This is a genomic window from Collinsella sp. wc0529, assembly GCF_046116875.1.
GTDB lineage: Bacteria > Actinomycetota > Coriobacteriia > Coriobacteriales > Coriobacteriaceae > Collinsella.
Map to the genome: position 1 here is coordinate 545,839 of NZ_JBJXBO010000001.1, position 22,499 is coordinate 568,337.

Annotated in this window: 14 protein-coding genes and 4 rRNA genes; 15 read left to right on the forward strand and 3 right to left on the reverse strand. The window is 59.7% G+C overall.

The genetic code is table 11. The annotated features are described in order from the left end of the window. Nucleotides 1-17: 17 nt before the first annotated feature. The 6 genes from rrf (ACKUTP_RS02285) (at nucleotide 18) to rrf (ACKUTP_RS02310) (ending at nucleotide 9,006) form a co-directional block, all read left to right on the forward strand. Nucleotides 18-133 (forward strand): 5S ribosomal RNA (rrf, locus tag ACKUTP_RS02285). A 323-nt stretch (nucleotides 134-456) separates the two neighbouring features. After that, on the forward strand, nucleotides 457-1,575 hold the full coding sequence (locus tag ACKUTP_RS02290) for an IS1249 family transposase (protein ID WP_409063459.1): 1,119 nt from the start codon (nucleotides 457-459) through the stop codon (nucleotides 1,573-1,575). 167 nt (nucleotides 1,576-1,742) lie between these two features. Then, nucleotides 1,743-3,437, forward strand: a complete 1,695-nt coding sequence (locus ACKUTP_RS02295) for a phospho-sugar mutase (protein WP_409063460.1) — start codon at nucleotides 1,743-1,745, stop codon at nucleotides 3,435-3,437. A 425-nt stretch (nucleotides 3,438-3,862) separates the two neighbouring features. Further along, nucleotides 3,863-5,369: ribosomal RNA gene (locus tag ACKUTP_RS02300) — 16S ribosomal RNA — on the forward strand. 400 nt (nucleotides 5,370-5,769) lie between these two features. Continuing rightward, nucleotides 5,770-8,745 (forward strand): 23S ribosomal RNA (locus ACKUTP_RS02305). Between the two features lie 145 nt (nucleotides 8,746-8,890). After that, nucleotides 8,891-9,006, forward strand: a 5S ribosomal RNA gene (rrf, locus tag ACKUTP_RS02310). The 16S, 23S and 5S rRNA genes sit together here, the layout of an rRNA operon. A 326-nt stretch (nucleotides 9,007-9,332) precedes the next feature. Here rrf (ACKUTP_RS02310) and ACKUTP_RS02315 read toward each other — a convergent pair. Then, nucleotides 9,333-9,857 (reverse strand): hypothetical protein, encoded by a 525-nt coding sequence (locus ACKUTP_RS02315; RefSeq protein ID WP_409063461.1) that lies wholly within the window; start codon nucleotides 9,855-9,857, stop codon nucleotides 9,333-9,335. Between the two features lie 277 nt (nucleotides 9,858-10,134). Between ACKUTP_RS02315 and ACKUTP_RS02320 the strand changes: the two genes are divergently transcribed. Next, nucleotides 10,135-10,566, forward strand: coding sequence for an Hsp20/alpha crystallin family protein (locus ACKUTP_RS02320; protein WP_055310182.1), 432 nt, complete (start codon nucleotides 10,135-10,137; stop codon nucleotides 10,564-10,566). An 82-nt stretch (nucleotides 10,567-10,648) separates the two neighbouring features. On the opposite strand, the gene ACKUTP_RS02325 is transcribed toward ACKUTP_RS02320, so the two are convergent. After that, nucleotides 10,649-11,458 (reverse strand): MBL fold metallo-hydrolase, encoded by an 810-nt coding sequence (locus ACKUTP_RS02325; protein WP_409063462.1) that lies wholly within the window; start codon nucleotides 11,456-11,458, stop codon nucleotides 10,649-10,651. Between the two features lie 48 nt (nucleotides 11,459-11,506). Between ACKUTP_RS02325 and tilS the strand changes: the two genes are divergently transcribed. From tilS to ACKUTP_RS02350, 5 genes are all read left to right on the forward strand, one after another. After that, a complete protein-coding gene (tilS, locus tag ACKUTP_RS02330) occupies nucleotides 11,507-13,048 on the forward strand; it encodes a tRNA lysidine(34) synthetase TilS (RefSeq protein ID WP_409063463.1) in 1,542 nt (513 codons plus the stop codon). A gap of 147 nt (nucleotides 13,049-13,195) precedes the next feature. Next, nucleotides 13,196-13,744, forward strand: a complete 549-nt coding sequence (gene hpt, locus ACKUTP_RS02335; protein ID WP_117774133.1) for a hypoxanthine phosphoribosyltransferase — start codon at nucleotides 13,196-13,198, stop codon at nucleotides 13,742-13,744. Between the two features lie 61 nt (nucleotides 13,745-13,805). After that, complete coding sequence (ftsH, locus tag ACKUTP_RS02340) at nucleotides 13,806-15,884, forward strand: ATP-dependent zinc metalloprotease FtsH (RefSeq protein ID WP_409063464.1); 2,079 nt, start codon at nucleotides 13,806-13,808, stop codon at nucleotides 15,882-15,884. Nucleotides 15,885-16,072: 188 nt separating this feature from the next. Further along, nucleotides 16,073-17,257: a pyridoxal phosphate-dependent aminotransferase gene (locus ACKUTP_RS02345; protein WP_409063465.1), complete on the forward strand. Its 1,185-nt coding sequence runs from the start codon at nucleotides 16,073-16,075 to the stop codon at nucleotides 17,255-17,257. A gap of 165 nt (nucleotides 17,258-17,422) precedes the next feature. Further along, nucleotides 17,423-18,244, forward strand: a complete 822-nt coding sequence (locus ACKUTP_RS02350; RefSeq protein ID WP_349117146.1) for a phosphatase — start codon at nucleotides 17,423-17,425, stop codon at nucleotides 18,242-18,244. A gap of 78 nt (nucleotides 18,245-18,322) precedes the next feature. On the opposite strand, the gene rlmD is transcribed toward ACKUTP_RS02350, so the two are convergent. After that, nucleotides 18,323-19,771 (reverse strand): 23S rRNA (uracil(1939)-C(5))-methyltransferase RlmD, encoded by a 1,449-nt coding sequence (gene rlmD / locus ACKUTP_RS02355; RefSeq protein WP_409063466.1) that lies wholly within the window; start codon nucleotides 19,769-19,771, stop codon nucleotides 18,323-18,325. A gap of 339 nt (nucleotides 19,772-20,110) precedes the next feature. On the opposite strand from rlmD, the gene ACKUTP_RS02360 reads away from it, so the two are divergent. Genes ACKUTP_RS02360 through ACKUTP_RS02370 form a run of 3 tightly spaced genes read left to right on the forward strand, consistent with a single transcriptional unit; the run spans nucleotide 20,111 to nucleotide 22,381 of the window. Continuing rightward, on the forward strand, nucleotides 20,111-20,971 hold the full coding sequence (locus tag ACKUTP_RS02360; RefSeq protein WP_409063467.1) for a transporter substrate-binding domain-containing protein: 861 nt from the start codon (nucleotides 20,111-20,113) through the stop codon (nucleotides 20,969-20,971). Further along, on the forward strand, nucleotides 20,971-21,624 hold the full coding sequence (locus ACKUTP_RS02365; protein WP_409063468.1) for an amino acid ABC transporter permease: 654 nt from the start codon (nucleotides 20,971-20,973) through the stop codon (nucleotides 21,622-21,624). The genes ACKUTP_RS02360 and ACKUTP_RS02365 overlap by 1 nt, the downstream gene beginning before the upstream one ends. Continuing rightward, complete coding sequence (locus ACKUTP_RS02370) at nucleotides 21,617-22,381, forward strand: amino acid ABC transporter ATP-binding protein (RefSeq protein WP_409063469.1); 765 nt, start codon at nucleotides 21,617-21,619, stop codon at nucleotides 22,379-22,381. Before ACKUTP_RS02365 ends, ACKUTP_RS02370 begins: the two co-directional genes overlap by 8 nt. Nucleotides 22,382-22,499 lie beyond the last annotated feature (118 nt).

Sequence of the window (22,499 nt, forward strand, 5' to 3'; positions counted from 1 at the left end):
GTGGGCGCCGCCCACCGGTCAGCGGCCAGAGCATGGGGGGCACGCCCGGTCCCGTTCCGAACCCGGAAGCTAAGCCCCATCGCGCCGAGAGTACTGCGGGGTCAGCCCGTGGGAGGCCAGGGCGCCGCTGACCGGTGGACGGCACCGAGCCGTACGCTTGAACTGAGAAGGGGGAGGCCTCGCGGCCTCCCCCTTTTTTGCGTTTACGCGCAACATTCCTTATGCAATTAAATCGATTTAATCATCTACCGCTGAATATAGACGTTCACCGGCTTATAGGACAAAATGTGTGTCTGCTTTAGGGGCATCGGCGCAGGCCGATGCCCCTTTTTCAGCCGTTTAAATTCCGTGCCCGCTTTTAACCGCTCGGACAGAATGTGTGTCCGGTTGCCTATCGTTCCCGCAGGTAGATAACCTTTTCCGGAACCGTTAAATACCCTTTCGGAAGAGGTGCCCATGAAGGCCGTTTATTGCCCCTACTGCGGCGGTCGGACCAAGCGCAACGGCAGGACCTCATCGGGGTCCCGGCGGTGGAGGTGCACGGCCTGCGGCGCGTCGACGACGGTGAGGTACGACGACACGGCGACGAGGCTCGAGGAGTTCCTCGGGTGGCTCCTCTCGAAGGACTCGCAGGCCACGATGCCGGGCGGCGGGCGGTCCTTCAGGCGCAGGACGGCCGAGCTCTGGGAGGTCTGGCCCATGCCCGTCCCCGACGGCGAGCTGCACCGCGTGCTCCACGTCGACGGGATCTGGGTCGCGCGCGACCTCGTGGTGCTCATATGCCGCAGCGGCGAGAGGGCGGTCTCCTGGTACATGGCCAGGTCCGAGAACCCGGGGGCGTGGTCGGCCCTCATGTCGCCGATCCCGGCGCCCGAGGTGGTCGTCACCGACGGCGGGAGCGGGTTCGCCAAGGCCGTGCGCGAGACCTGGCCGCGCACCAGGGTCCAGAGGTGCACCTTCCACGCCTTCTCGCAGGTCAAGCGCTACACGACGACGCGGCCGAAGCTCCAGGCGGGGCGCGAGCTCTACCTCATCGCGCGCGACCTCATGGGCATCGAGACGCTGCACCAGGCCGAGCTCTGGGTCGAGCGCTACCTCGACTGGTGCGGGTTCTGGGCCGACTTCCTGGAGGACAGGACCGTGGTGGACGGCAGGAGGGCCTGCGCCCACGAGAGGCTGAGGCGGGCGCGCTCGTCGCTGTCGTCTCTGGTGTCGGCGGGGACGCCGTCCACCCACCTCGACCCCGCCCTGGCCAAGGCCGGCCCGCTGCCGTCGACCAACAACATGATCGAGGGAGGGGTGAACTCGCAGCTGAGGGCCGTCCTGCGCAACCACCGGGGGCTGACGTCGGTCAAGCGCGTGAAGGCGGTGTTCTGGTGGTGCCACGCGCACTCGGGGGACGCGAGGACGGCGCGCGAGAAGCTCGCCACGATGCCGACCGACGCGGACATCGGCTTCCTGTTCAGCGTCTACTCCGCCTCGCCGTCGCGCGAGGACGGAGGGCCGGAGTGGGGCGACGGGGCCGTGTGGGAGGACCTCCACCACAGGGACCCGTACCCGTTCTGGCTGGATTAATGGATGGAAACGGATGTTCTATCGGGACACACATTTTGTCCTATAAGCCCGTTCACCGTTCTTTGGTCGGTTCTTTGTTCTCAATGGACTAATATTTGCTTTAGCGCACTGCTGCGCTTGTCCTGTTTTACACGGGTCGTTTTATTGATTGTGACGGAAGGACTCACATGGCAGATGTTCATGAGCTGCTTGATACTTGGATTGCCAATGTCAAGGACGAGGAGCTCCTCGCTGAGCTTAACACGATGAAGGAGCAGGGTGATGAGGACGCCATCACCGACGCTTTCTTCCAGGATCTCGCCTTCGGTACTGCCGGCCTTCGCGGCACTATCGGTGCGGGCACTAACCGTATGAATATCTATACGGTCGGTCGTGCGACCCAGGGATTCGCTGACTACCTCAATGCAACCTTCGAGCATCCGACGGTCGCCATCGCTCGCGACAGCCGCAATAAGGGCGAGCTGTTCGTTAAGACGACGGCTGCCATTCTTGCAGCAAATGGCGTGACTGCCCTCGTGTATCCCAAGATTTCTCCTGTGCCGACGCTCTCCTGGGCCGTCCGCGACCTTAAGTGCTCCGGTGGCATTTGCATGACCGCTAGCCATAACCCGGCGCCGTATAACGGCTACAAGGCCTATGGCCCTGACGGCTGCCAGATCACCAGCGAGGCCGCCGATGCAATTTCTAAGGCTATCGCCGAGACCGATACGTTCACCGGCGTGAAGTCCATGGACTTCGATGAGGCTCTTGAGCAGGGTCTGGTCAAATGGATCGATGACTCGTGCCTCGAGCGTTATTACGACGCCGTTCTCGCCCGCGGCGTGACTAACCTTTCTGCCGAGGAGATCGCTGGCGCTCCGCTTAAGCTCGTCTACACTCCGCTCAACGGCACTGGCCTCATTCCCGTCATGACGGTGCTCGAGCGCGCTGGCATCACCGATGTCACGGTTGTTCCCGAGCAGAAGGAGCCTAACGGCGATTTCCCGACCTGCCCGTATCCTAACCCCGAGATCCGTCAGGCCATGCAGAAGGGCATCGATCTCTGCGAGCAGGTTCACCCTGATTTGCTGCTTGCAACCGATCCCGACGCCGACCGTGTTGGCGTTGCCGTTAAGAATGGCGATGACTATCTGCTGCTGACCGGCAATGAGATGGGCGTTCTGCTGCTCGACTATATCTGCAAGACCCGCGCTGCCCGCGGTGAGGACCTCACTAAGAAGGTTGCTGTCACTACTATCGTTTCTTCCGCCATGGTTGACGCTCTGGCCGACGAGTACGGTTTTGAGCTCCGTCGCTGCCTGACGGGCTTCAAGTACATCGGCGACATCATTACTTCTCTTTCCGATGCTGGCGAGGTCGATCGCTTTATCTTCGGTTTTGAGGAGAGCTACGGCTATCTGGCCGGCGACCACGTGCGCGACAAGGACGCCGTGAGCACTTCGCTTTTGATTTGCCAGATGGCGCAGTATTACAAGCTCCAGGGAAAGAACCTTGCCGACGCGATGCACGAGCTGTACGAGAAGTATGGCTACTATCACAACAAGACGATTTCGCTGAGCTATCCGGGTGCTGAGGGTGCGGCAAAGATGGCCGGCATCATGGCCGGTCTGCGCAAGAACCCGCCCGCGGAGCTCGCCGGTTCCAAGATTGAGGCCGTCGTTGATTACAACACCTGCGTGAACGGCCTGCCGAAGGCTAATGTTATTGAGTTCGATCTTGAGGGTGGCAACAAGGGTATTGTTCGTCCTTCCGGCACCGAGCCCAAGATTAAGCTGTACATCTTCGCTAAGGGCGCGGATGCCGCCGAGGCAGATGCAGCACTTGACGCGATCGAGGAGTCCGGTCGCAAGCTGCTGGCATAAGGTATTTAAGAGTCTATTGCTATAGATGGGCGAAAGAGGGGATCTCGGATGCGAGGTCCCCTCCTGTTTTTAACCAGCCAGCCGAGAGTACTTATATGTGTAGGAAATGTGTACGCCCAGATTCCCGCCCCCGGGGCCCCTCCGGTCTGGCAATATATCTCCTTGCCGCGCGGCCCGGTCGGACCGGGAACCAGCGCAGGCGTGCACCTTGAGAACCGGATACTGCGAGGATGGACACACCAGTTGTGTCGCATCCGGGCAGACATCGAACCATTTGAAATGGTCTAACTTGGATTTGTTTTTCGCAAGGCCGCCGAGAGGCGGCCCCGAGAAATTCCTTTTCCTATCTAATAGAACCATATGAATCGAACGGAACCGATCAGCGATGACTGAGAGGACCGGACGGGCTCGAAGCCCATACATTTTGGACGGAGAGTTCGATCCTGGCTCAGGATGAACGCTGGCGGCGCGCCTAACACATGCAAGTCGAACGGCACCCCTCTCCGGAGGGAAGCGAGTGGCGAACGGCTGAGTAACACGTGGAGAACCTGCCCCCTCCCCCGGGATAGCCGCCCGAAAGGACGGGTAATACCGGATACCCCGGGGCGCCGCATGGCACCCCGGCTAAAGCCCCGACGGGAGGGGATGGCTCCGCGGCCCATCAGGTAGACGGCGGGGTGACGGCCCACCGTGCCGACAACGGGTAGCCGGGTTGAGAGACCGACCGGCCAGATTGGGACTGAGACACGGCCCAGACTCCTACGGGAGGCAGCAGTGGGGAATCTTGCGCAATGGGGGGAACCCTGACGCAGCGACGCCGCGTGCGGGACGGAGGCCTTCGGGTCGTAAACCGCTTTCAGCAGGGAAGAGTCAAGACTGTACCTGCAGAAGAAGCCCCGGCTAACTACGTGCCAGCAGCCGCGGTAATACGTAGGGGGCGAGCGTTATCCGGATTCATTGGGCGTAAAGCGCGCGTAGGCGGCCCGGCAGGCCGGGGGTCGAAGCGGGGGGCTCAACCCCCCGAAGCCCCCGGAACCTCCGCGGCTTGGGTCCGGTAGGGGAGGGTGGAACACCCGGTGTAGCGGTGGAATGCGCAGATATCGGGTGGAACACCGGTGGCGAAGGCGGCCCTCTGGGCCGAGACCGACGCTGAGGCGCGAAAGCTGGGGGAGCGAACAGGATTAGATACCCTGGTAGTCCCAGCCGTAAACGATGGACGCTAGGTGTGGGGGGACGATCCCCCCGTGCCGCAGCCAACGCATTAAGCGTCCCGCCTGGGGAGTACGGCCGCAAGGCTAAAACTCAAAGGAATTGACGGGGGCCCGCACAAGCAGCGGAGCATGTGGCTTAATTCGAAGCAACGCGAAGAACCTTACCAGGGCTTGACATATGGGTGAAGCGGGGGAGACCCCGTGGCCGAGAGGAGCCCATACAGGTGGTGCATGGCTGTCGTCAGCTCGTGTCGTGAGATGTTGGGTTAAGTCCCGCAACGAGCGCAACCCCCGCCGCGTGTTGCCATCGGGTGATGCCGGGAACCCACGCGGGACCGCCGCCGTCAAGGCGGAGGAGGGCGGGGACGACGTCAAGTCATCATGCCCCTTATGCCCTGGGCTGCACACGTGCTACAATGGCCGGTACAGAGGGATGCCACCCCGCGAGGGGGAGCGGATCCCGGAAAGCCGGCCCCAGTTCGGATTGGGGGCTGCAACCCGCCCCCATGAAGTCGGAGTTGCTAGTAATCGCGGATCAGCATGCCGCGGTGAATGCGTTCCCGGGCCTTGTACACACCGCCCGTCACACCACCCGAGTCGTCTGCACCCGAAGTCGCCGGCCCAACCGTCAAGGGGGGAGGCGCCGAAGGTGTGGAGGGTGAGGGGGGTGAAGTCGTAACAAGGTAGCCGTACCGGAAGGTGCGGCTGGATCACCTCCTTTCTAGGGAGATACATTCTTAGAGAGACAAACTTTAACTCGAATAGAGGGCAGGAGCCCGTCCGGTAGATGTCCCGCCACGGATGATTCCCCGCAGCACCCGGTCCCCGGGGTCGCACCCGCGTACCTTGAGAGCCGCATAGCGATAGGAGAGAGATGGAAGATCAATTTCTTCCAGACTCGATTCTTTTCTGCGATTTATCAGACAGAATGATAGCAATCATTCATCCGATCCAAACAAGAAGAATTCACTTATATATGAGTGAGGAGCATCTGATCGCGAGCACAGTTCAACTACTGTGCCGCGGTATGAGATACCCGAATTGCGACATACGAGCGCTATTCATGATATCGATTAATTAATTTTAGCGACACGTGGATATCCCGCGGGCCCGATGCGGTCCCGCAAGATACCACGGGCGCACGGCGGATGCCTTGGCACAGGGAGCCGATGAAGGACGCGGCAAGCTGCGATAATCCCCGGCGAGGAGCACACATCCTTCGACCCGGGGGTCTCCGAATGGGCGAACCCATGCACAGCGGTGTGCATATCCCCCCGCTGAACACATAGGCGGGGGGAGGACAACCCGGGGAACTGAAACATCTAAGTACCCGGAGGAGAGGAAATCAATCTCGAGACTCCCCGAGTAGCGGCGAGCGAAAGGGGACCGATGGCCAAACCGTCGAGCGGGCATACCCGGCAGGGGTTCCGCCGACGGGGTTGCAGGGCCGCGCATCCGGGGGCTGCCGCCCCCGGGCGCAGGTCCGGCTGGGGAGCGGAACGGCATGGGAGGGCCGGCCGCAGCGGGTGACAGCCCCGTACGCGAACCCAGACCGGACGGCGCGACGCGGTCCCTGAGTAGGGCCGGGCACGTGAAACCCGGTCCGAACCTGGGTGGACCACCATCCAAGCCTGAGTACTACCCTGTGACCGATAGCGCACCAGTACCGTGAGGGAAAGGTGAAAAGCACCCCGGGAGGGGAGTGAAACAGTACCTGAAACCGTGCGCCCACGAGCAGTCGGAGCAACTTTATGTTGTGACGGCGTGCCTTTTGTAGAATGAGCCAGCGAGTCGCTGGCGCGGGGCGAGGTTAACCGAAAGGGAGCCGGAGCGAAAGCGAGCCTTAACAGGGCGACTTGAGTCCCGCGCCGCGGACGCGAAGCCGGGTGAGCTATCCGTGGGCAGGCTGAAGCGGGGGTAAGACCCCGTGGAGGGCCGAACGCACGTCGGTTGAAAACGGCGGCGATGACCTGCGGATAGGGGTGAAAGGCCAATCAAACCCGGAGATATCTCGTTCTCCCCGAAATAGCTTTAGGGCTAGCGTCGCGCGTTCACCGCCGGAGGTAGAGCACCGGATGGACGAGGGGGCTTCGCCGCCTACCGAATCCAACCGAACTCCGAATGCCGGCGGCCCAGAGCGCGGCAGTCAGAGCATGTGGGCTAAGCTGTGTGCTCGAGAGGGAAACAGCCCGGACCGCCCGCTAAGGTCCCCAAGTTCCAGCCGAGTGGCAAAGGATGTGCGTCCGCCCAGACAACCAGGATGTTGGCTTAGAAGCAGCCATCCATTCAAAGAGTGCGTAACAGCTCACTGGTCGAGTGGACATGCGCCGACAATACACGGGGCTAAGCTGGACACCGAAGCGGCGGGATTTTAATTCATTAGAATCGGTAGGGGAGCTTCCCATGGGCGGAGAAGCCGGAGGGCGACCGACGGTGGAGCGCATGGGAGTGAGAATGCTGGCATGAGTAGCGAGAGACGAGAGAGTAACTCGTCCGCCGTGAACCCGAGGTTTCCTGGGCAAGGCTAATCCTCCCAGGGTCAGTCGGGGGCTAAGGCGAGGCCGGTAGGCGTAGCCGACGCGCAGCAGGCAGACATTCCTGCACCGCGCACGCGGCGCTACGACCGACGGGGCGACGGATGGGGGTGGCTCGGCGGGGTTCTGGACGTCCCCGTGATGGAGCGCGGCCCGCGGACCAGGGAAATCCGGTCCGCATCGAGGGCGAGGCTCCGGACGAAGCGACTGAGCGAAGCGAGTGAGCCCGAGGTCCCTAGAAAAACCCCTAGGCAGGCGCGTGCGCGCCCGTACCGCAAACCGACACAGGTGGGTGGGTAGAACATACCGAGGCGATCGGGTCAACCATGGTCAAGGAACTCGGCACAATGGCCCCGTAACTTCGGGAGAAGGGGTGCCCGCGCGTACGTGAACCGGCTCGCCCGGGGAGCGGAGGCGGGCCGCAGTGGAGAGGCCCAAGCGACTGTTTACCAAAAACACAGGACTCTGCAGAAGCCGCAAGGCGACGTATAGGGTCTGACGCCTGCCCGGTGCCGGAAGGTCACGCGGAGGAGTTAGCCGATTCGGCGAAGCCCCGAAGCCAAGCCCCGGTAAACGGCGGCCGTAACTATAACGGTCCTAAGGTAGCGAAATTCCTTGTCGGGTAAGTTCCGACCTGCACGAAAGGCGCAACGACTTGGGCGCTGTCTCGACCATGGACCCGGTGAAATTGCACTGGTCGTGAAGATGCGACTTACCCGCGGAAGGACGGAAAGACCCCGTGAACCTTCACTGCAGCTTGGCATTGGCCGCTGGTCCCGCGTGTAGAGGATAGGCAGGAGGCACAGATCCGGAGGCGCCAGCCCCCGGGGAGCCGCCCTTGGAATACTGCCCTCGCGCGACCGGCGTCCTAACCCGAGGCCGTCAACCGGCTCGGGGACCGTGCCAGGCGGGCAGTTTGACTGGGGCGGTCGCCTCCTAAAGGGTAACGGAGGCGCGCGAAGGTCCGCTCGGGACGGTCGGCAACCGTCCTTTTGAATGCAAGAGTACAAGCGGGCTTGACTGCGAGGCCCACAAGCCGAGCAGGTGCGAAAGCAGGCTCTAGTGATCCGGCGGCCCCGAGTGGGTGGGCCGTCGCTCAACGGATAAAAGGTACTCCGGGGATAACAGGCTGATCTTGCCCAAGAGTCCACATCGACGGCAAGGTTTGGCACCTCGATGTCGGCTCATCGCATCCTGGGGCTGGAGCAGGTCCCAAGGGTACGGCTGTTCGCCGTTTAAAGCGGTACGCGAGCTGGGTTCAGAACGTCGTGAGACAGTTCGGTCCCTATCCTCCGTGGGCGCAGGAGAATCGATGGAGGCTGCCCCCAGTACGAGAGGACCGGGGTGGACGCACCTCCGGTGAACCGGTTGTCGACCAACGGCACGGCCGGGTAGCCGCGTGCGGCGCGGATAACCGCTGAAGGCATCTAAGCGGGAAGCCGTTCCAGGGATTAGTTCTCCTTCCGGTAAGGGCCCAGGTAGACTACCTGGTCGATAGACGGCAGGTGCAAGGGCGGCGACGTCCTCAGCCGAGCCGCACTAATCGCCCGAGCTCTTCCGGAACCGCACCTCGCGGCCCGCGGGACTTAGCGCTTGCGCGGTCCGGGCACGAGGATGCCCCCGAGTCATCTTTCCTATGCGCCATGCGGCCCCCAGGGCACGTGTAAGGTGAGACCCAGGACACCGTAACGGTGGGCGCCGCCCACCGGTCAGCGGCCAGAGCATGGGGGGCACGCCCGGTCCCGTTCCGAACCCGGAAGCTAAGCCCCATCGCGCCGAGAGTACTGCGGGGTCAGCCCGTGGGAGGCCAGGGCGCCGCTGACCGGTGGACGGCACCGAGCCGTACGCTTGAACTGAGAAGGGGGAGGCCTTGCTGGGTATTCGTAAAACAGTTTTCGAGAAATGACACGGCAACTGCCTGTCAGGATTGGTTACGAGTACCCGGCTAGGCCGAGGAAGCATCAAGTCCCATGGCCGCACCGTCAAGGTGTTGGGTATGGGGCTTTTTGCATTTCAGGAACGTGTACATCTCTGGAAAGGTGTAACACACTAGACTTTGTACCAAAGTCGTGTGCCAAGGGTGCTGCGCCCCTTTGGAATCCCTGCTCATATCGCCTGTGGGCGATGAGGATTCGCCGCACAGAAAGCTCTCACAAAGGTGCACCGGGCTGTCTGCGGCGAGGGAAATGCACTTCTGCGGAAGTGTAATATTTAAAGAAGATAAATCGAATAACAAGGGCAACTGCTATGGCCACAATGATCAAAAGCAGGATTGTCAGTCGATGCTGCTTGCGTCGTTTACTTGACGAAACGAAGATTGATTTTCCCTGTTTTGGCGTTTCGAGATAGCGAGCCGAATTCGTCAAGGTTTGCTTTGGTCGAGGACCTCTTTGTTGATGAGTGGTGGATGCTTTCATCGGCTCATCACTAGCTGCGCTGTTTTTAGATAATGGTGCGTCTTTCAGATATACGGGGTCTCCCGAGGCGACGCCCATATGTTTACGTCCCGTTTGGGCATCCTCGAGCGTTTGATATCGATTTCTCGTCACATACTCGGGCTCCGGATCATTAATGGGCTCTTGCGAGATGTGGGGGCGATGGAACCGTGGCGGCTGCGTGGAAGTATCTTCCCCCTGCGTCGGCATAAACATATTGTTCTGGTTTTGGTCGTCCATGATGCCCTTTAGCTCGTTACCAACAACGTGTACGCGCTCATTGTAAGCCCCTTGTTATTTGTAGCTGGGGACATACTCGGTATTTAAGCTCCGGTTCAAAGAACCTTAACCTTCCTAAAACCTGAGTCATACGCACTTAGATATGCTTATAGTACTGGACTCAAAAAACTTTATAGTCGATGTATATATGAGCACTGGGTGGGCATATATAAGAGCGTCAAAAGAAGTCCCAGTCACCTGGAAGATGACTCGGCAGTCCTATAAAGGAGTGGTAAACATGGCAAGCATGGTTCCTTATCGTTCGGTTTTTGGCGTTCGTCCCTCTGCAAGCTCGCTGTTCGATCTGTTTGATGATATGAGCGACCTAGCGAACAGCTCGATTGCCTCTAAGGCGTTCCCCGTTGACGTTGAGGATAAGGGCGATGGCTATGAGGTCAAGGCTTATCTGACCGGCGTCGCCAAGGACGATATCGATGTCGAGCTTAACGAGGGCCGTCTGTCCATTAGCGTGAATGTCGAGGAAGACGAGGAGAACGAGGGCAAGAACTTCCTGCAGAAGGAGTTCAGCTCGTACAGCGCGACGCGTGGCGTGTATCTTAAGGACGCTTCGAGCGAGGGCCTCTCGGCTAAGTACGCTGACGGCATCCTGACCGTTACGGTTCCCAAGATCGTCGAGAAGAAGAACGTTACGAAGATCTCCATCGAATAACTTCGTTGGTGTTCTTCGCTATTAAAAGACAGCAAAAGGGGCTGGGAAGCGATTCCCGGCCCCTTTTGCTGTTTAGGACAGTCTATTGAATGGTTGCTGGCCGATACTGGCTTGCGGGGCGTATCGAGAGTTTTCGCGATCCTTGGAGAAGGGTGGCGGAGCTGCCGAGCTCGTCGTCCAGGGTTGCGGCTAGAGCTTTGGCATAGCTTTTGACGGTCAGGCTCGGACGATTGTTATCTTGGCTGATATGCATGGCAATGAGCTGTTCGGTGCGATCGGTAACAAGTTCGCGCGCGGCTTCGGCGGCTTGGCCGTTGGAGAGGTGTCCCCTTGCAGACAGGATGCGCTCCTGAAGAAAGCGGGGATATTCTCCCTCGTGCAGCATGTTCACGTCGTGGTTGCTTTCGAGCGCGAGGACTCGACAGTCTTTGAGGGTGTTCATGGCTTGGCTCGATAGCTCTCCGGTGTCGGTGGCAAAGCCGATGGAATCATCGAGGGCGTCGAATCGATAGCCGACTGGATTGATGACATCGTGTGATGTTGAGTAGGTTTGCACGTGGATGCCGGCAATGGATAGGGTGTCACCGGGATCGAATTCCTCGACAGGCAGATGCGAAAGATTTTCTTTGCTCGAAAGTGTGCCCCTGCTGGCAAAGAGGGGGCCGTGCCAGTGCTTGCACCAGACATCGAGACCCTTGATGTGATCGCTATGCTCATGAGTAATGAGAAGAGCCGAGACGTTCTCTGCCGAGAGCCCCAGTTCTGCCATGCGCTTTAATGTCTCGCGGCGAGAAAGACCGTCGTCAATCATGAGGAGCCCCCGGGGGCCTTCGATGAGCGCGCAGTTGCCTTTTGAGCCGCTGCCAAGGATATGAAGGTGCAGACGAGACATAAGATTCCAAAGGATACAATGGGTGCGAACGAATAGAGGAGGAAGCAAATGCCAACGGTATCTCAGCATTATGGACATCATGCTGCGTCGTGGGCCGATGATAAAGCCCTGGCAACGCGGCAGACGGCTGCCCCCGTGGTGCTCATGGTATCAGGTGGTGCGGACTCGACGGCTTTGCTCCTTATGGCGTGCACATCAAAGTTGGATATTCTGGATGGGCGTGGTGTAGCCCCCATTGCGCGCGAGCGACTGCACGTGCTGCATGTGAACCATCATCTGCGCGGCGAGGCATCCGATGGCGACGAGGCCTTTGTGCGCGGTCTATGCGCACAATATGGCTTGCCGCTATGTGTTGAGCATGCCTATTTTGATGATGAATCGGGCAATATCGAAGCGGCTGCCCGCGAGGTGCGCTATGCCGCGGCGCGGAGGTATGTTCGCGAGCTCTGCGCCCAGACAGGGGCACCGCGAACGGCGGCTCGTATCTGCACCGCGCACACGTCTTCGGATCGCGCGGAAACGTTTTTGATGAACGCGATTAAGGGTTCGGGGCCCGCTGGTCTATCGAGCATTCCTCGCCGGAGGAATATCGTGGTGCGCCCCTTGCTCGACCTGACCCATGATGAGCTCGTGGGCTATCTGCAGGTGCATAGTCAGCCGTGGCGAGAGGACGAGAGCAACGAGGACGTGTCGTACTTGCGTAACTACGTACGCCATCGAGTAATGCCGGTGGTGGCGCAGCGCAACGCGAGCGTCTGCAAGACAATTGGCGCCGCCTGCGAGATCTTAGGCGATGAGGACGCCTTTCTTTCCCAGCTTTCCGCACAGGCGTTTCGAAGCTGCCTACGTAAGGAGGCGGCGGGTGCATTGGTCCTTGACGCCCGCCGACTGGCCGCGGCCGAGGTGGTGATTGCCCGGCGCATGGTGCGACTGGCAATTAAGCGTATCGGCCCCGACGCTCGCCCGGAGATGCGGCATGTGGAGCGCGTGCTCGCCTGTGTCGCCGAGGGCTCGGGTTCGGTCACGCTGCCGGCGGGAATCGATGCGCGCGTGGAGTTTGGCATGCTGTCATTCAAGGCCCCGGCGGCGCGCGAGGGGTTAGTTGCCGATTGGGTCACCATTCCCGGTCGATTGCCGCTGGGGGCGGGCCGCATCCTGGTGGCAGAGCCGATGGCTGTGGAGCCGGGGTGTGATATTGTGCGCCGTGCCCGCGAACTTGCGGGTGCCGGAGGGGTGGTCGCTATGGTGGATGCCGCGACGCTGGGCTTTGCCGATCGCGATAGCGAACGGATGCTCGCCGGCTCGCGCGGGGAGATTCCCGCCGAGGCGCGTTTGGCGCGTCTGTGGGTAGACGGTCCCGTGCCGGGGGATGTGATGTGTCCGTTGGGCATGAGTGGGCGAAGTAAGAAGGTATCCGACCTACTCAACGAGGCTCGTATTCCCGTTTCTGAGCGCGCAGGCGTTCCCGTGGTGAGAACGGCTCCGGGAGGTGCCGTGGTATGGGTCGCAGGCGTTCGCACGGACGAACGTTTTAAATGCACGGCCGCAACGCGCGTGGCGTATCTGCTTCGTGTGGTCGATGCGGAATAGCGTCCCACGCCAGCTATTCTGTGCGACGTTGACGGTATTCCCGCGCTGATGGCGTACGGGCTGGAAAATATACCCCGTGCGCTGCTAGAATGTGAAGTTCGCGTCCATACGGCGGTGTATGGGCGATAAGCACAAGAAAGGGTTGTCATGGCTTCTCAACATCCGGATATCGAGAAGGTTCTGTTTACGCAGGAGGATATCGACGGTATCGTCTCTCGCCTGGGCGAGCAGATTACTCGCGACTACGCGGGTAAGGATCTGGTGCTGATTGCGGTCCTGCGCGGCGCCGTGGTCTTTATGGGCGACCTGATGCGCAAGATCGAGCTGCCGACCAACATCGATTTCATGGCTGTTTCGAGCTATGGCGACGGTGTGAAGTCCTCGGGTATCGTGCGTATCATTAAGGACCTGGATATCGACATCCGCGGTCGCGACGTGCTGATCGTCGAGGACATTCTGGACTCGGGCCTGACGCTCAAGTATCTGATGAAGAACCTCGAGAGCCGCAAGCCCGCTTCTCTGGAGGTCGCCGCCTTCCTGTGGAAGGACGTTGAGGACCGTACCTCGGCCATCACGCCCAAGTATGTTGGAACCCATTGCCCCGATGCCTTTGTGGTGGGCTACGGCCTCGACTATGCCGAGCGCTATCGTAACCTTCCGTATCTGGGCATTTTGAAACCGGAGGTTTATTCGTAAGATGCCCGACGACCGTAACGATAACAATTCCCAGACTCCCCGGGAGCCTAAGATCCCGGGGATGCCCGGAGGCAAGAAGCCCACGCGTACGGGCTGGCTGTATTTTATTTTGGCTTGCGCGCTTCTGGGCTACGCCTTCTTTAACATGGGCTCCGGCTTTGCCAATTCCAGCAATACCGTAAAGCTCGCGACGAGCGAGATGGTCAACGCCATCAAGCAGGATCGCGTCGAAGATCTGACCTATACGGTTCAAGACGGAAGCGTGACGGGTCATTACTGGAAGACGAAGAAGGACAAGGGCGATACGAGCGAGCTCAAGAGCTTCTCCTCGACCTATGTCGGCTCCGATTCGCTTGCCGAGCTTATGGCGGAGCACCCCGATACCAAGTACATCGTCAACACCAATGATCCCGATTTTTGGGGCGACCTGGCGATGAGCGTGCTTCCGACGATCGCCCTGATCGCCATCATGTTCTACTTTATGCGCCAGATGATGGGCGCCAACAACAGGAACATGCAGTTTGGCAAGACCAATGCCAAGACCAACGAGGCCACGCGCCCCAAGGTCAAGTTTGAAGACGTTGCCGGAGTGGACGAGGCAGTCGAGGAGCTCGAGGAGATCCGTGACTTTTTGAGCGATCCGGATCGCTATCGCAAGCTGGGCGCCAAGATCCCGCGTGGCGTGTTGCTGGTTGGCCCTCCGGGCACCGGTAAAACGCTGCTGGCCAAGGCCGTTGCCGGCGAGGCGGGCGTGCCGTTCTTTAGCATCTCGGGTTCCGACTTTGTCGAGATGTTCGTAGGTGTCGGCGCCAGCCGTGTGCGTGACCTCTTTAAGGAGGCCAAGTCCCAGGCCCCGTCGATCATCTTCATCGATGAGATCGATGCCGTGGGACGTCAGCGCGGAGCTGGCTTGGGCGGCGGTCACGACGAGCGCGAGCAGACGCTCAACCAGCTGCTGGTCGAGATGGACGGCTTTGAGGAAAGCGAGTCGGTCATCCTGATCGCCGCCACCAACCGCCCCGACATTCTGGATCCGGCGCTGCTGCGTCCCGGTCGTTTTGACCGTCAGGTTACGGTCGACCGTCCGGATGTGAAGGGCCGCGAGCAGATCTTGCGCGTGCATGCCGAGAACAAGCCGATGGACGAGGACGTTAAGTTTGAGAAGCTCGCCCAGATGACCGTTGGCTTCACTGGTGCCGATCTGGCAAATCTGCTCAACGAGTCTGCGCTGTTGGCTGCCCGCCGCCATCGTTCCGTGATCTCGATGGACGAGGTCGAGGAATCGATGGAGCGCGTGATTGCCGGACCGCAGCGCAAGGGTCGCGTGATGACCGAGGCCGAGCGCACCACGATTGCCTACCACGAGAGCGGTCACGCCCTGGTGGGCCACATCTTGGAGCATTCCGATCCGGTTCACAAGATCTCGATCGTCAGCCGTGGCCAGGCGCTGGGCTACACGCTGCAGCTTCCGCAGGAGGACCACTTCCTCAAGACCAAGAACGAGATGCTCGACGAGCTTGCCGTGTTCTTGGGCGGTCGCGTTGCCGAGGAGCTCATGTGCGATGACATCACGTCGGGCGCGAGCAACGACCTGGAGCGTGCGACCAAGATGGCGCGCGAGATGGTCACGCGCCTGGGCATGAGCGAGGAGCTGGGCACGCAAGTGTTTGGCGAGGCGCAACATCAGGTGTTCCTCGGTCGCGATTACGCCGATCATCAGGATTACTCCGAGGAGACGGCGCGCCGCATCGATATCGAGGTTCAGCGCATCATGCGTGAGGCCCATCGTCGTGCGGTCGAGATCCTGGACGCCCGTCGCGATCAGCTCGATCTGATGGCGAAGGTGCTGCTTGAGCGCGAGACCGTCGAAGGCGACGCCGTGAATGCCCTGCTCGATAACGAGTGGGACGCCTACCTTGAGCGCGAGGGCGATATCCTGGCGGCCAAGGAGGAGCGCAATGCCAAGGCGGCTGGCTTGCCGACCAAGAAGCGCACGCCTCGTATGAGCGAGGAGGAGCTGGCGGCTGATGCCGCGGCCTTTGCGCAGGCGGCCATGCAGGAGGATGCCGAGGCCGCGTCCGATGATGCTGGCGATGACCATGCCGTCAATGCCGGTGCCGACACCGACGCCGACAAATAGTCCTTGTAACAAAAGCCTCCGCGGGAAACCTGCGGAGGCTTTTCCTTTTGGCCGATATGAGGCCGTCTGTTGATTGGGGACAGACTTAAATGAGCGTTTTCACGCATTTAAGTCTGTCCCCAATCAACATTGCTGCGGCACTTTGCTCGGCTAAAGCGTACAATAGCGCCTATGCGAAAGGGGAACAGATGATCAACGAAACTATGTATGCTCGCGGTGCGGAAAGCTCCATCATCCGTGAGATTTTTAGCTATGGCCTTGAGCGCAAGGCGCAGATCGGTGCGGAAAACGTATTCGATTTTTCGCTGGGCAATCCGAGCGTTCCGGCACCCGCTGCTGTGGCGGAGTCCATTAAGAAGGCCCTGGAGCTGCCGAGCGACCAGCTGCACGGCTACACGCCCGCACCGGGCCTGCCGCAATGTCGTGCCGCTGTGGCCGAATCGCTCAACCGCCGCTTTGGCACGAGCTATGAGGGCAAAGACGTCTTTATGACGGTGGGTGCCGCGGCTTCGCTCACCTGCGCGCTCAACGCCGTTACGAATCCGGGCGACGAGGTTATTGTTATCGCCCCGTACTTTCCGGAGTATCGCGTTTGGATTGAGAAGGCCGGCTGTACGTGTGTTGAGGCGCTCGCCGATGAAGATACGTTCCAGCTGAGCGTGGACAACGTGCTCAAGGCGATTACCGATAAGACGACTGCCGTCATCATCGACTCACCCAACAATCCGACTGGTGCCGTATATACACGCAACACGCTGACGCGACTGGCCAATGTTCTGCGCGAGGCCAACGCTCAGCGCGATCCCGAGAATCCGATTATGCTCATCTCGGATGAGCCGTACCGCGAGATCGTGTACGGTGCCGAGGTGCCTTGGGTGCCCTCGATCTACGAGCACACCATCGTGTGCTACTCGTATTCCAAGTCGCTTTCGCTGCCGGGCGAGCGCGTGGGATGGATCCTTGTTCCCAATACGAATCCTCAGGCAAATCGTCTAATGCCCGCCGTTGCCGGTGCCGCCCGTACGCTGGGTTTCGTGTGCGCGCCGGCGCTCTTTCAGCGCGTAATTATCGACTGCATCGATGAGCCGAGTGACGTTGAGGCCTATGCCCGCAACCGCACCGCGCTTACCGACGCACTAGCGGAGTACGGCTACACCTATGTTGAGCCGGATGGCGCGTTCTACCTATGGGTGAAAGCGTTGGAGCCCGATGCGAATGCGTTTTGCGAGCGCGCAAAGAAGTATGAGTTGCTTGCGGTTCCCTCGGACAGCTTTGGTATGCCGGGTTGGTTCCGCCTGGGCTATTGCGTGAGCTACGAAACGATTGTCAATTCGCTACCCGCTTGGAAACAGTTGGCGGACGAGTATCGTTAAAAGTAAAGCGCTCTGCCTACAATGTTTTACGTGAAACGGGGTTTGGTGTTAAGCCGGACCCCGTTGTCATGGACGTTGTGTCTTTGGGATGGAGTGGTTTTACGACTATCGAAGGCTATGCGTACAATGAATATAAGCGACGGCCGTGCCAGATAAGGAGACCTGATGCCCTACCTGCTTTCTTGTGACATTCATACCCATACGATGTTCTCTGCGCATGCATATTCGACCATTGAGGAGAATGTGTACTGGGCGGCAGAGCGTGGTCTGCAGGTGCTCGGATCTGCCGACCATTTGAGCTCTATGGTTACGGCTTGCCCCAATGACCTGCGCAGTTACCAGTTCTTTATCAACCAGGATATCTGGCCGCGCATTTGGAGCGGCGTGCTGGTGCTGCGTGGTGCCGAGGCCGATATCGTTTCGCTGGACGGAAGCCTGTTTGGCGAGGACACTCCTGTCACGCTCGATATTGCCGGCGATTCGTACAGCCGTCAGCATTCGCTGTTCGATTTGGTTACGCGTAATTTGGATTATTTGGTTGCAAGCGTGCATAATCCGCAGATTGCTGAGGGCGCGACGCTGGCCCAGACGACCGAGATGTATATCAATGCCCTGGAGCACCCCAAGGTGTTCATGCTGGGTCACACGGGGCGTTCGGGTGTGCCGTTCGATATCGACGAGGTGCTGTTGGCAGCTAAGGCCAAACACAAGATTATCGAGATCAACAACCATAGTCTTGAACACGGTGTCGACACTGAGCATTGGGCCGTATGCCGCAAGATTGCCGAGCGCTGCGCCGAGCTGGGCGTGGGCATTGGCGTGTCGACCGATGCCCACATTGGCATGGCCATTGGCAAGCTCGATCACGCGCGCAAGATGCTCGACGAGATTCACTTCCCGCTGGATTTGATCGTGACGCGCGACCGCGAGACGCTGCTGCGCGAGATGGCGGCAGCCGGCGTGTGCGATCTGCGCAATGGGATGTAGCGGAGTTTATAAACCAAGCGAAGGGGGCGGCCCAGGCGGGTCGCCCCCTTTCTTGTCCCAAAAATCTACTGAGGTTGGTTAGCGGCGTTCGAGGACCGCTACGGTTTCGGTGTGGTCGGTGTGAGGGAACATGTCGACGGGCGTGATCTTGAGCAGGCAATAGCCTCCGTCGAGGAGCTGATGCAGGTCGCGCTCTTGAGTTACGGGGTTGCAGCTGATATAGGTGATGCGGCGCGGCTTAAGCGCGCAGGCAGCTTCGAGGAACTCGGGCGTGGAGCCGGCGCGCGGCGGATCGATGGAAAGGACATCGACCCGCTCGTTGTTATCGGCGGCATCCAGGATGTAATCGGTGGCGTCGTCGGCCATAAACCAAGCGCTGCGGGTGAGGCCGTTGAGCTCGGCATTGCGGCGTGCGTCGGCAATGCCCGCCGGGTTGCGCTCCACGCCGAGCAGCATAATGCCGATACCCTTGTTCTGGGCATCTTTAGCTGCGCAAAGACCGATGGTACCGCTGCCACAGTAGGCATCCATGAGCACATCGCCCTGGTGCAAATCCATGCCGTCGATAGCGAGCTGATAGAGCACCTCGGTCTGTTGCGGGTTGGTCTGATAAAACGCGGTGGGGGAGATGTCGAATTCGCAGCCGAGCAGCTGGTCGCGCATGCACTCGGCGCCATATACAATGCGGGTTTCCTCGCCGAGGATGGCGTTGCCGGGACGTCCGTTGATGTTTTGGGCGACGGTGACGATGCGCGGATCGAGTGCGGCGACAGCCTCAAAGAACTCCTGCGCATGCGGCAAGTCGCGCTGAGCGGTCACGAGCGTGACCATGACCTGGTCGGTACGCCAGCCGCAGCGGACGACGGCATAGCGAAGCAAACCAAGATGCTTGTCCTCATTAAAGGCGGGAATATGCAGCCGCTCAGCTTCGCGTGCGATGCCGTTGAGAATCTGACGGGCACCCGGTGCCTCGACAGGACACTCGGGTACGGCAACGATCTTGTGCGTGCCGCGCTCAAAGAAACCGCAACGGACAGCACCCTCCTTACCGGGAGCAAAGGGAGTGGCGGCCTTATGGCGAAAACCGCGCGGCGCAGGATATTTGCCCGGGTCGCCCAGGGTGACTCCCATACCGCGAATGGGGTCGACGCTAATACCCTCGCGCTCGCAAAGAGCAGCAAAAAGCTCCTCCATGGCGGCCTGCTTGGCGGCGAGCTGCTTCTTATAAGGACGATTGAGCGCCGTACACCCACCGCAAGCTTTCATGATGGAACAAGGAGACTTGGGGTCCACAGCCTTACGTGCAGACGAAACCCGATCTTTATGCGAGCGCTTGGAGCGAGTCTGAGACGCTTTGTCTCCGCCTCGACGAGAGTCAGAACGCTTGGTCTTAGCCCTGCTCTTGGTCGATTTGCTTTTTGCAGCTTTAGAAGACTTGGATTTCGTAGAAGATTTCTCCTCCTTCGACCCCTCAGCCGCCTCGACCAAAGCACGACGAGCCTTACGCTCCGCACGAGATTCTGCCATGAATTAACTCCACTAATTTACAAATTGAAATCTGAAAGCATTGTACCGTGCCAAGCTAGCGGACGATATACAAGCGCCCATTTCATGTCAGTGATAAGCCCAACGACGTTTGCCCGCCGGGTGCCGGGGCAGGGGTTAAGTTTGTCGCGAGTTCCGCACGAACAGGAGGCCACTTAATGTGGCCTCCGTCGTGAGCAGGACTGTAGAGCAGCAAACTTAACCCCTGCCCCGGCACCCGGCGGGCAACCTATCCCTTGTACTCTATCAAGGTAAAGTGTATGATTCTGAACGTTACACGACTCACTTTACTTAACTAAAGTGCCACCAAGGGGGAATACCATGAATACCGATATGTCTCGTCGTCAGTTTGTTGGTCTAGCCGGCTCGCTCGCCACGGTGCTTGGCCTTGGTCTTGTCGGTTGCGGCGGTGGTGCCGGCAAGGGCTCCGCTGCTGGCTCTGCCGCGGCCAAGGATGTGAAGGGCGCTGCGGAGTCCAAGAAGCTCGTGGTGGGCTTTGATAAGTCCTATCCTCCGTACGGCTTTGTGGGCGACGATGGCGAGTACACCGGCTTTGATCTCGATTTGGCCAAGGCTGTTGCCGATAAGCAGGGCTGGGAGGTCAAATACGAGGCCATCGACTGGGATGCCAAGGATACACTGCTCAACTCGGGTGCCATCAACTGCATCTGGAACGGCTTTACCATGGAGGGTCGCGAGGAGGATTACACGTTCTCCGAACCGTACATGCTCAACGAGCAGGTGCTGGTGGTAAAGAAGGATGCGGGCATCAAGAGCTGGGACGATCTTGCCGGTAAGACCGTGATTACCCAGACCGATTCCGCTGCGCAGGATGTGCTCGAGGGTGACCAGAAGGATCTGGCGGCGACGTTTGCCACGCTCGACACGATCGGCGAGTACAACACGGCCTTTATGCAGCTCGAGAGCGGCGCGGTCGATGCTGTGGCTTGCGACCTTTCGATTGCCCAGTATCAGCTTGCCGCAAAGCCCGATGCCTATACGCAGCTTGATGAGCCGCTGTCCAGCGAGCACTACGCCGTCGGCTTTAAGAAGGGCGACACCAAGTCGGCCGATGCTGTAGCCGAGTCGCTCAAGGCACTCTACGATGACGGTACGGTTAAGGATCTCTGCGACAAGTATTCAAGCTATGGTCTATCTTTCGATAATTGGGTGCTCAAGTAATGTCTATTCAGGTCATGATGCAGATGCTTGGCCAGGGTTTCTTGGTCAGTTTGCAGTTGTTTGTGCTGACGCTGTTGGGGTCGATTCCGCTGGGAATCCCCGTGGCGTTTATGCGCATGAGCAAAATCGCGCCGCTTCGCTGGATTGCGCGCATCTACATTTCGATCATGCGCGGTACGCCGCTCATGCTGCAGATGTTTGCCATCTACTTTGCCCCGTACTACGTGTTTGGCATTTCGCTCACGCCCGATTCCAAGTGGACGGCGTGCGTCGTGGCGTTCATCATCAACTACGCCGGTTACTTTGCCGAGATCTATCGCTCGGGCCTGCAGTCCATTCCGCGCGGTCAATACGAGGCTGCTGAGGTGCTGGGCTATTCGCGCATGCAGACGTTTCTGTATATCGTGATGCCGCAGGTCGCCAAGCGTATTCTGCCTGCGATGGGCAACGAGATCATCACGCTGGTCAAGGACACGTCGCTGGCGTTTGCCATTGGCGTGGGTGAGATGTTCTCGACGGCCAAGGCGCTGGTCGCCTCGCAGGTGAGCATGGTGCCGTTTGCGATCGCGGCGCTGATTTACTGGGTCTTTAACTTTGTGGTCGAGATGCTGCTGGGCGCCGCCGAAAAGAAGCTGGACTATTACCATGACTAACTCAGTGATGAAAATCGAAAGCGCGCGCAAGGCGTTTGGCGGCAATGAGGTGCTCAGGGATATCTCGCTCGAGGTCAAGCGTGGCGAGGTCGTGGCGATTATCGGGCCTTCGGGTGGCGGCAAGTCCACGCTGCTGCGGTGTGCCACGCTACTCGAGACACTCGACGGAGGCTCGCTCTCGTTTGGTGACCTTGCCGTTGCGACGGATGCGGGTTCGGGCGCGGTCTATGCGAAGGGCGATGTGCCCAAGCGGGCACGCTCGCGATTCGGCCTGGTGTTCCAAAATTACAACCTGTTCCCGCACTATACCGTGATGAAAAACATCATCGACGCGCCGATCCGCGTGCTTAAGCGCCCGCGCGAACAGGCGGAAGCTCGTGCGCGCGAGTTGATCGCGCAGATGGGGCTTACGGGCAACGAGAACAAGGTGCCATGTGAGCTTTCGGGCGGCCAGCAACAGCGTGTGAGTATCGCCCGCGCCTTGGCGCTCGACCCGGAGATCCTGTTCTTTGACGAGCCGACCTCGGCGCTCGATCCCGAGCTGACGGCCGAGGTGCTGCGTGTCATTAAAGACCTTGCGGCGCAGAATATGACGATGGTGATCGTGACCCACGCAATGCAGTTTGCGCGCGATGTTGCCGATCGCGTGGTCTTTATGGACGGCGGCCGCATTGTCGAGGAGGGTCCGGCCGAGCAGGTTATCAATCACCCGCGCGAGCAGCGCACCCGTGAGTTCTTGAGCCGTATCGAGGGATAGGCTCAGGTATTTACTCAACTATTAATTGAGGCGAAGCCGCCGCAGGTCTTACGGTCTGTGGCGGCTTTTTGTTTGCATCGACGGGGTTCAATAATCGCCTCACAAGCTTGTCTCTTCC

What these genes read in the sequence shown, in the direction of transcription:
- ACKUTP_RS02370 (WP_409063469.1), top strand. Translation starts at nt 21,617, where the DNA reads ATGACTAACTCAGTGATGAAAATCGAAAGCGCGCGCAAGGCGTTTGGC.
- ACKUTP_RS02315 (WP_409063461.1), bottom strand. Translation starts at nt 9,857, where the DNA reads ATGGACGACCAAAACCAGAACAATATGTTTATGCCGACGCAGGGGGAA.
- ACKUTP_RS02295 (WP_409063460.1), top strand. Translation starts at nt 1,743, where the DNA reads ATGGCAGATGTTCATGAGCTGCTTGATACTTGGATTGCCAATGTCAAG.
- ACKUTP_RS02360 (WP_409063467.1), top strand. Translation starts at nt 20,111, where the DNA reads ATGAATACCGATATGTCTCGTCGTCAGTTTGTTGGTCTAGCCGGCTCG.
- ACKUTP_RS02365 (WP_409063468.1), top strand. Translation starts at nt 20,971, where the DNA reads ATGTCTATTCAGGTCATGATGCAGATGCTTGGCCAGGGTTTCTTGGTC.
- ACKUTP_RS02290 (WP_409063459.1), top strand. Translation starts at nt 457, where the DNA reads ATGAAGGCCGTTTATTGCCCCTACTGCGGCGGTCGGACCAAGCGCAAC.
- hpt (WP_117774133.1), top strand. Translation starts at nt 13,196, where the DNA reads ATGGCTTCTCAACATCCGGATATCGAGAAGGTTCTGTTTACGCAGGAG.
- ACKUTP_RS02350 (WP_349117146.1), top strand. Translation starts at nt 17,423, where the DNA reads ATGCCCTACCTGCTTTCTTGTGACATTCATACCCATACGATGTTCTCT.
- ftsH (WP_409063464.1), top strand. Translation starts at nt 13,806, where the DNA reads ATGCCCGGAGGCAAGAAGCCCACGCGTACGGGCTGGCTGTATTTTATT.
- rlmD (WP_409063466.1), bottom strand. Translation starts at nt 19,771, where the DNA reads ATGGCAGAATCTCGTGCGGAGCGTAAGGCTCGTCGTGCTTTGGTCGAG.
- tilS (WP_409063463.1), top strand. Translation starts at nt 11,507, where the DNA reads ATGCCAACGGTATCTCAGCATTATGGACATCATGCTGCGTCGTGGGCC.
- ACKUTP_RS02320 (WP_055310182.1), top strand. Translation starts at nt 10,135, where the DNA reads ATGGCAAGCATGGTTCCTTATCGTTCGGTTTTTGGCGTTCGTCCCTCT.
- ACKUTP_RS02325 (WP_409063462.1), bottom strand. Translation starts at nt 11,458, where the DNA reads ATGTCTCGTCTGCACCTTCATATCCTTGGCAGCGGCTCAAAAGGCAAC.
- ACKUTP_RS02345 (WP_409063465.1), top strand. Translation starts at nt 16,073, where the DNA reads ATGATCAACGAAACTATGTATGCTCGCGGTGCGGAAAGCTCCATCATC.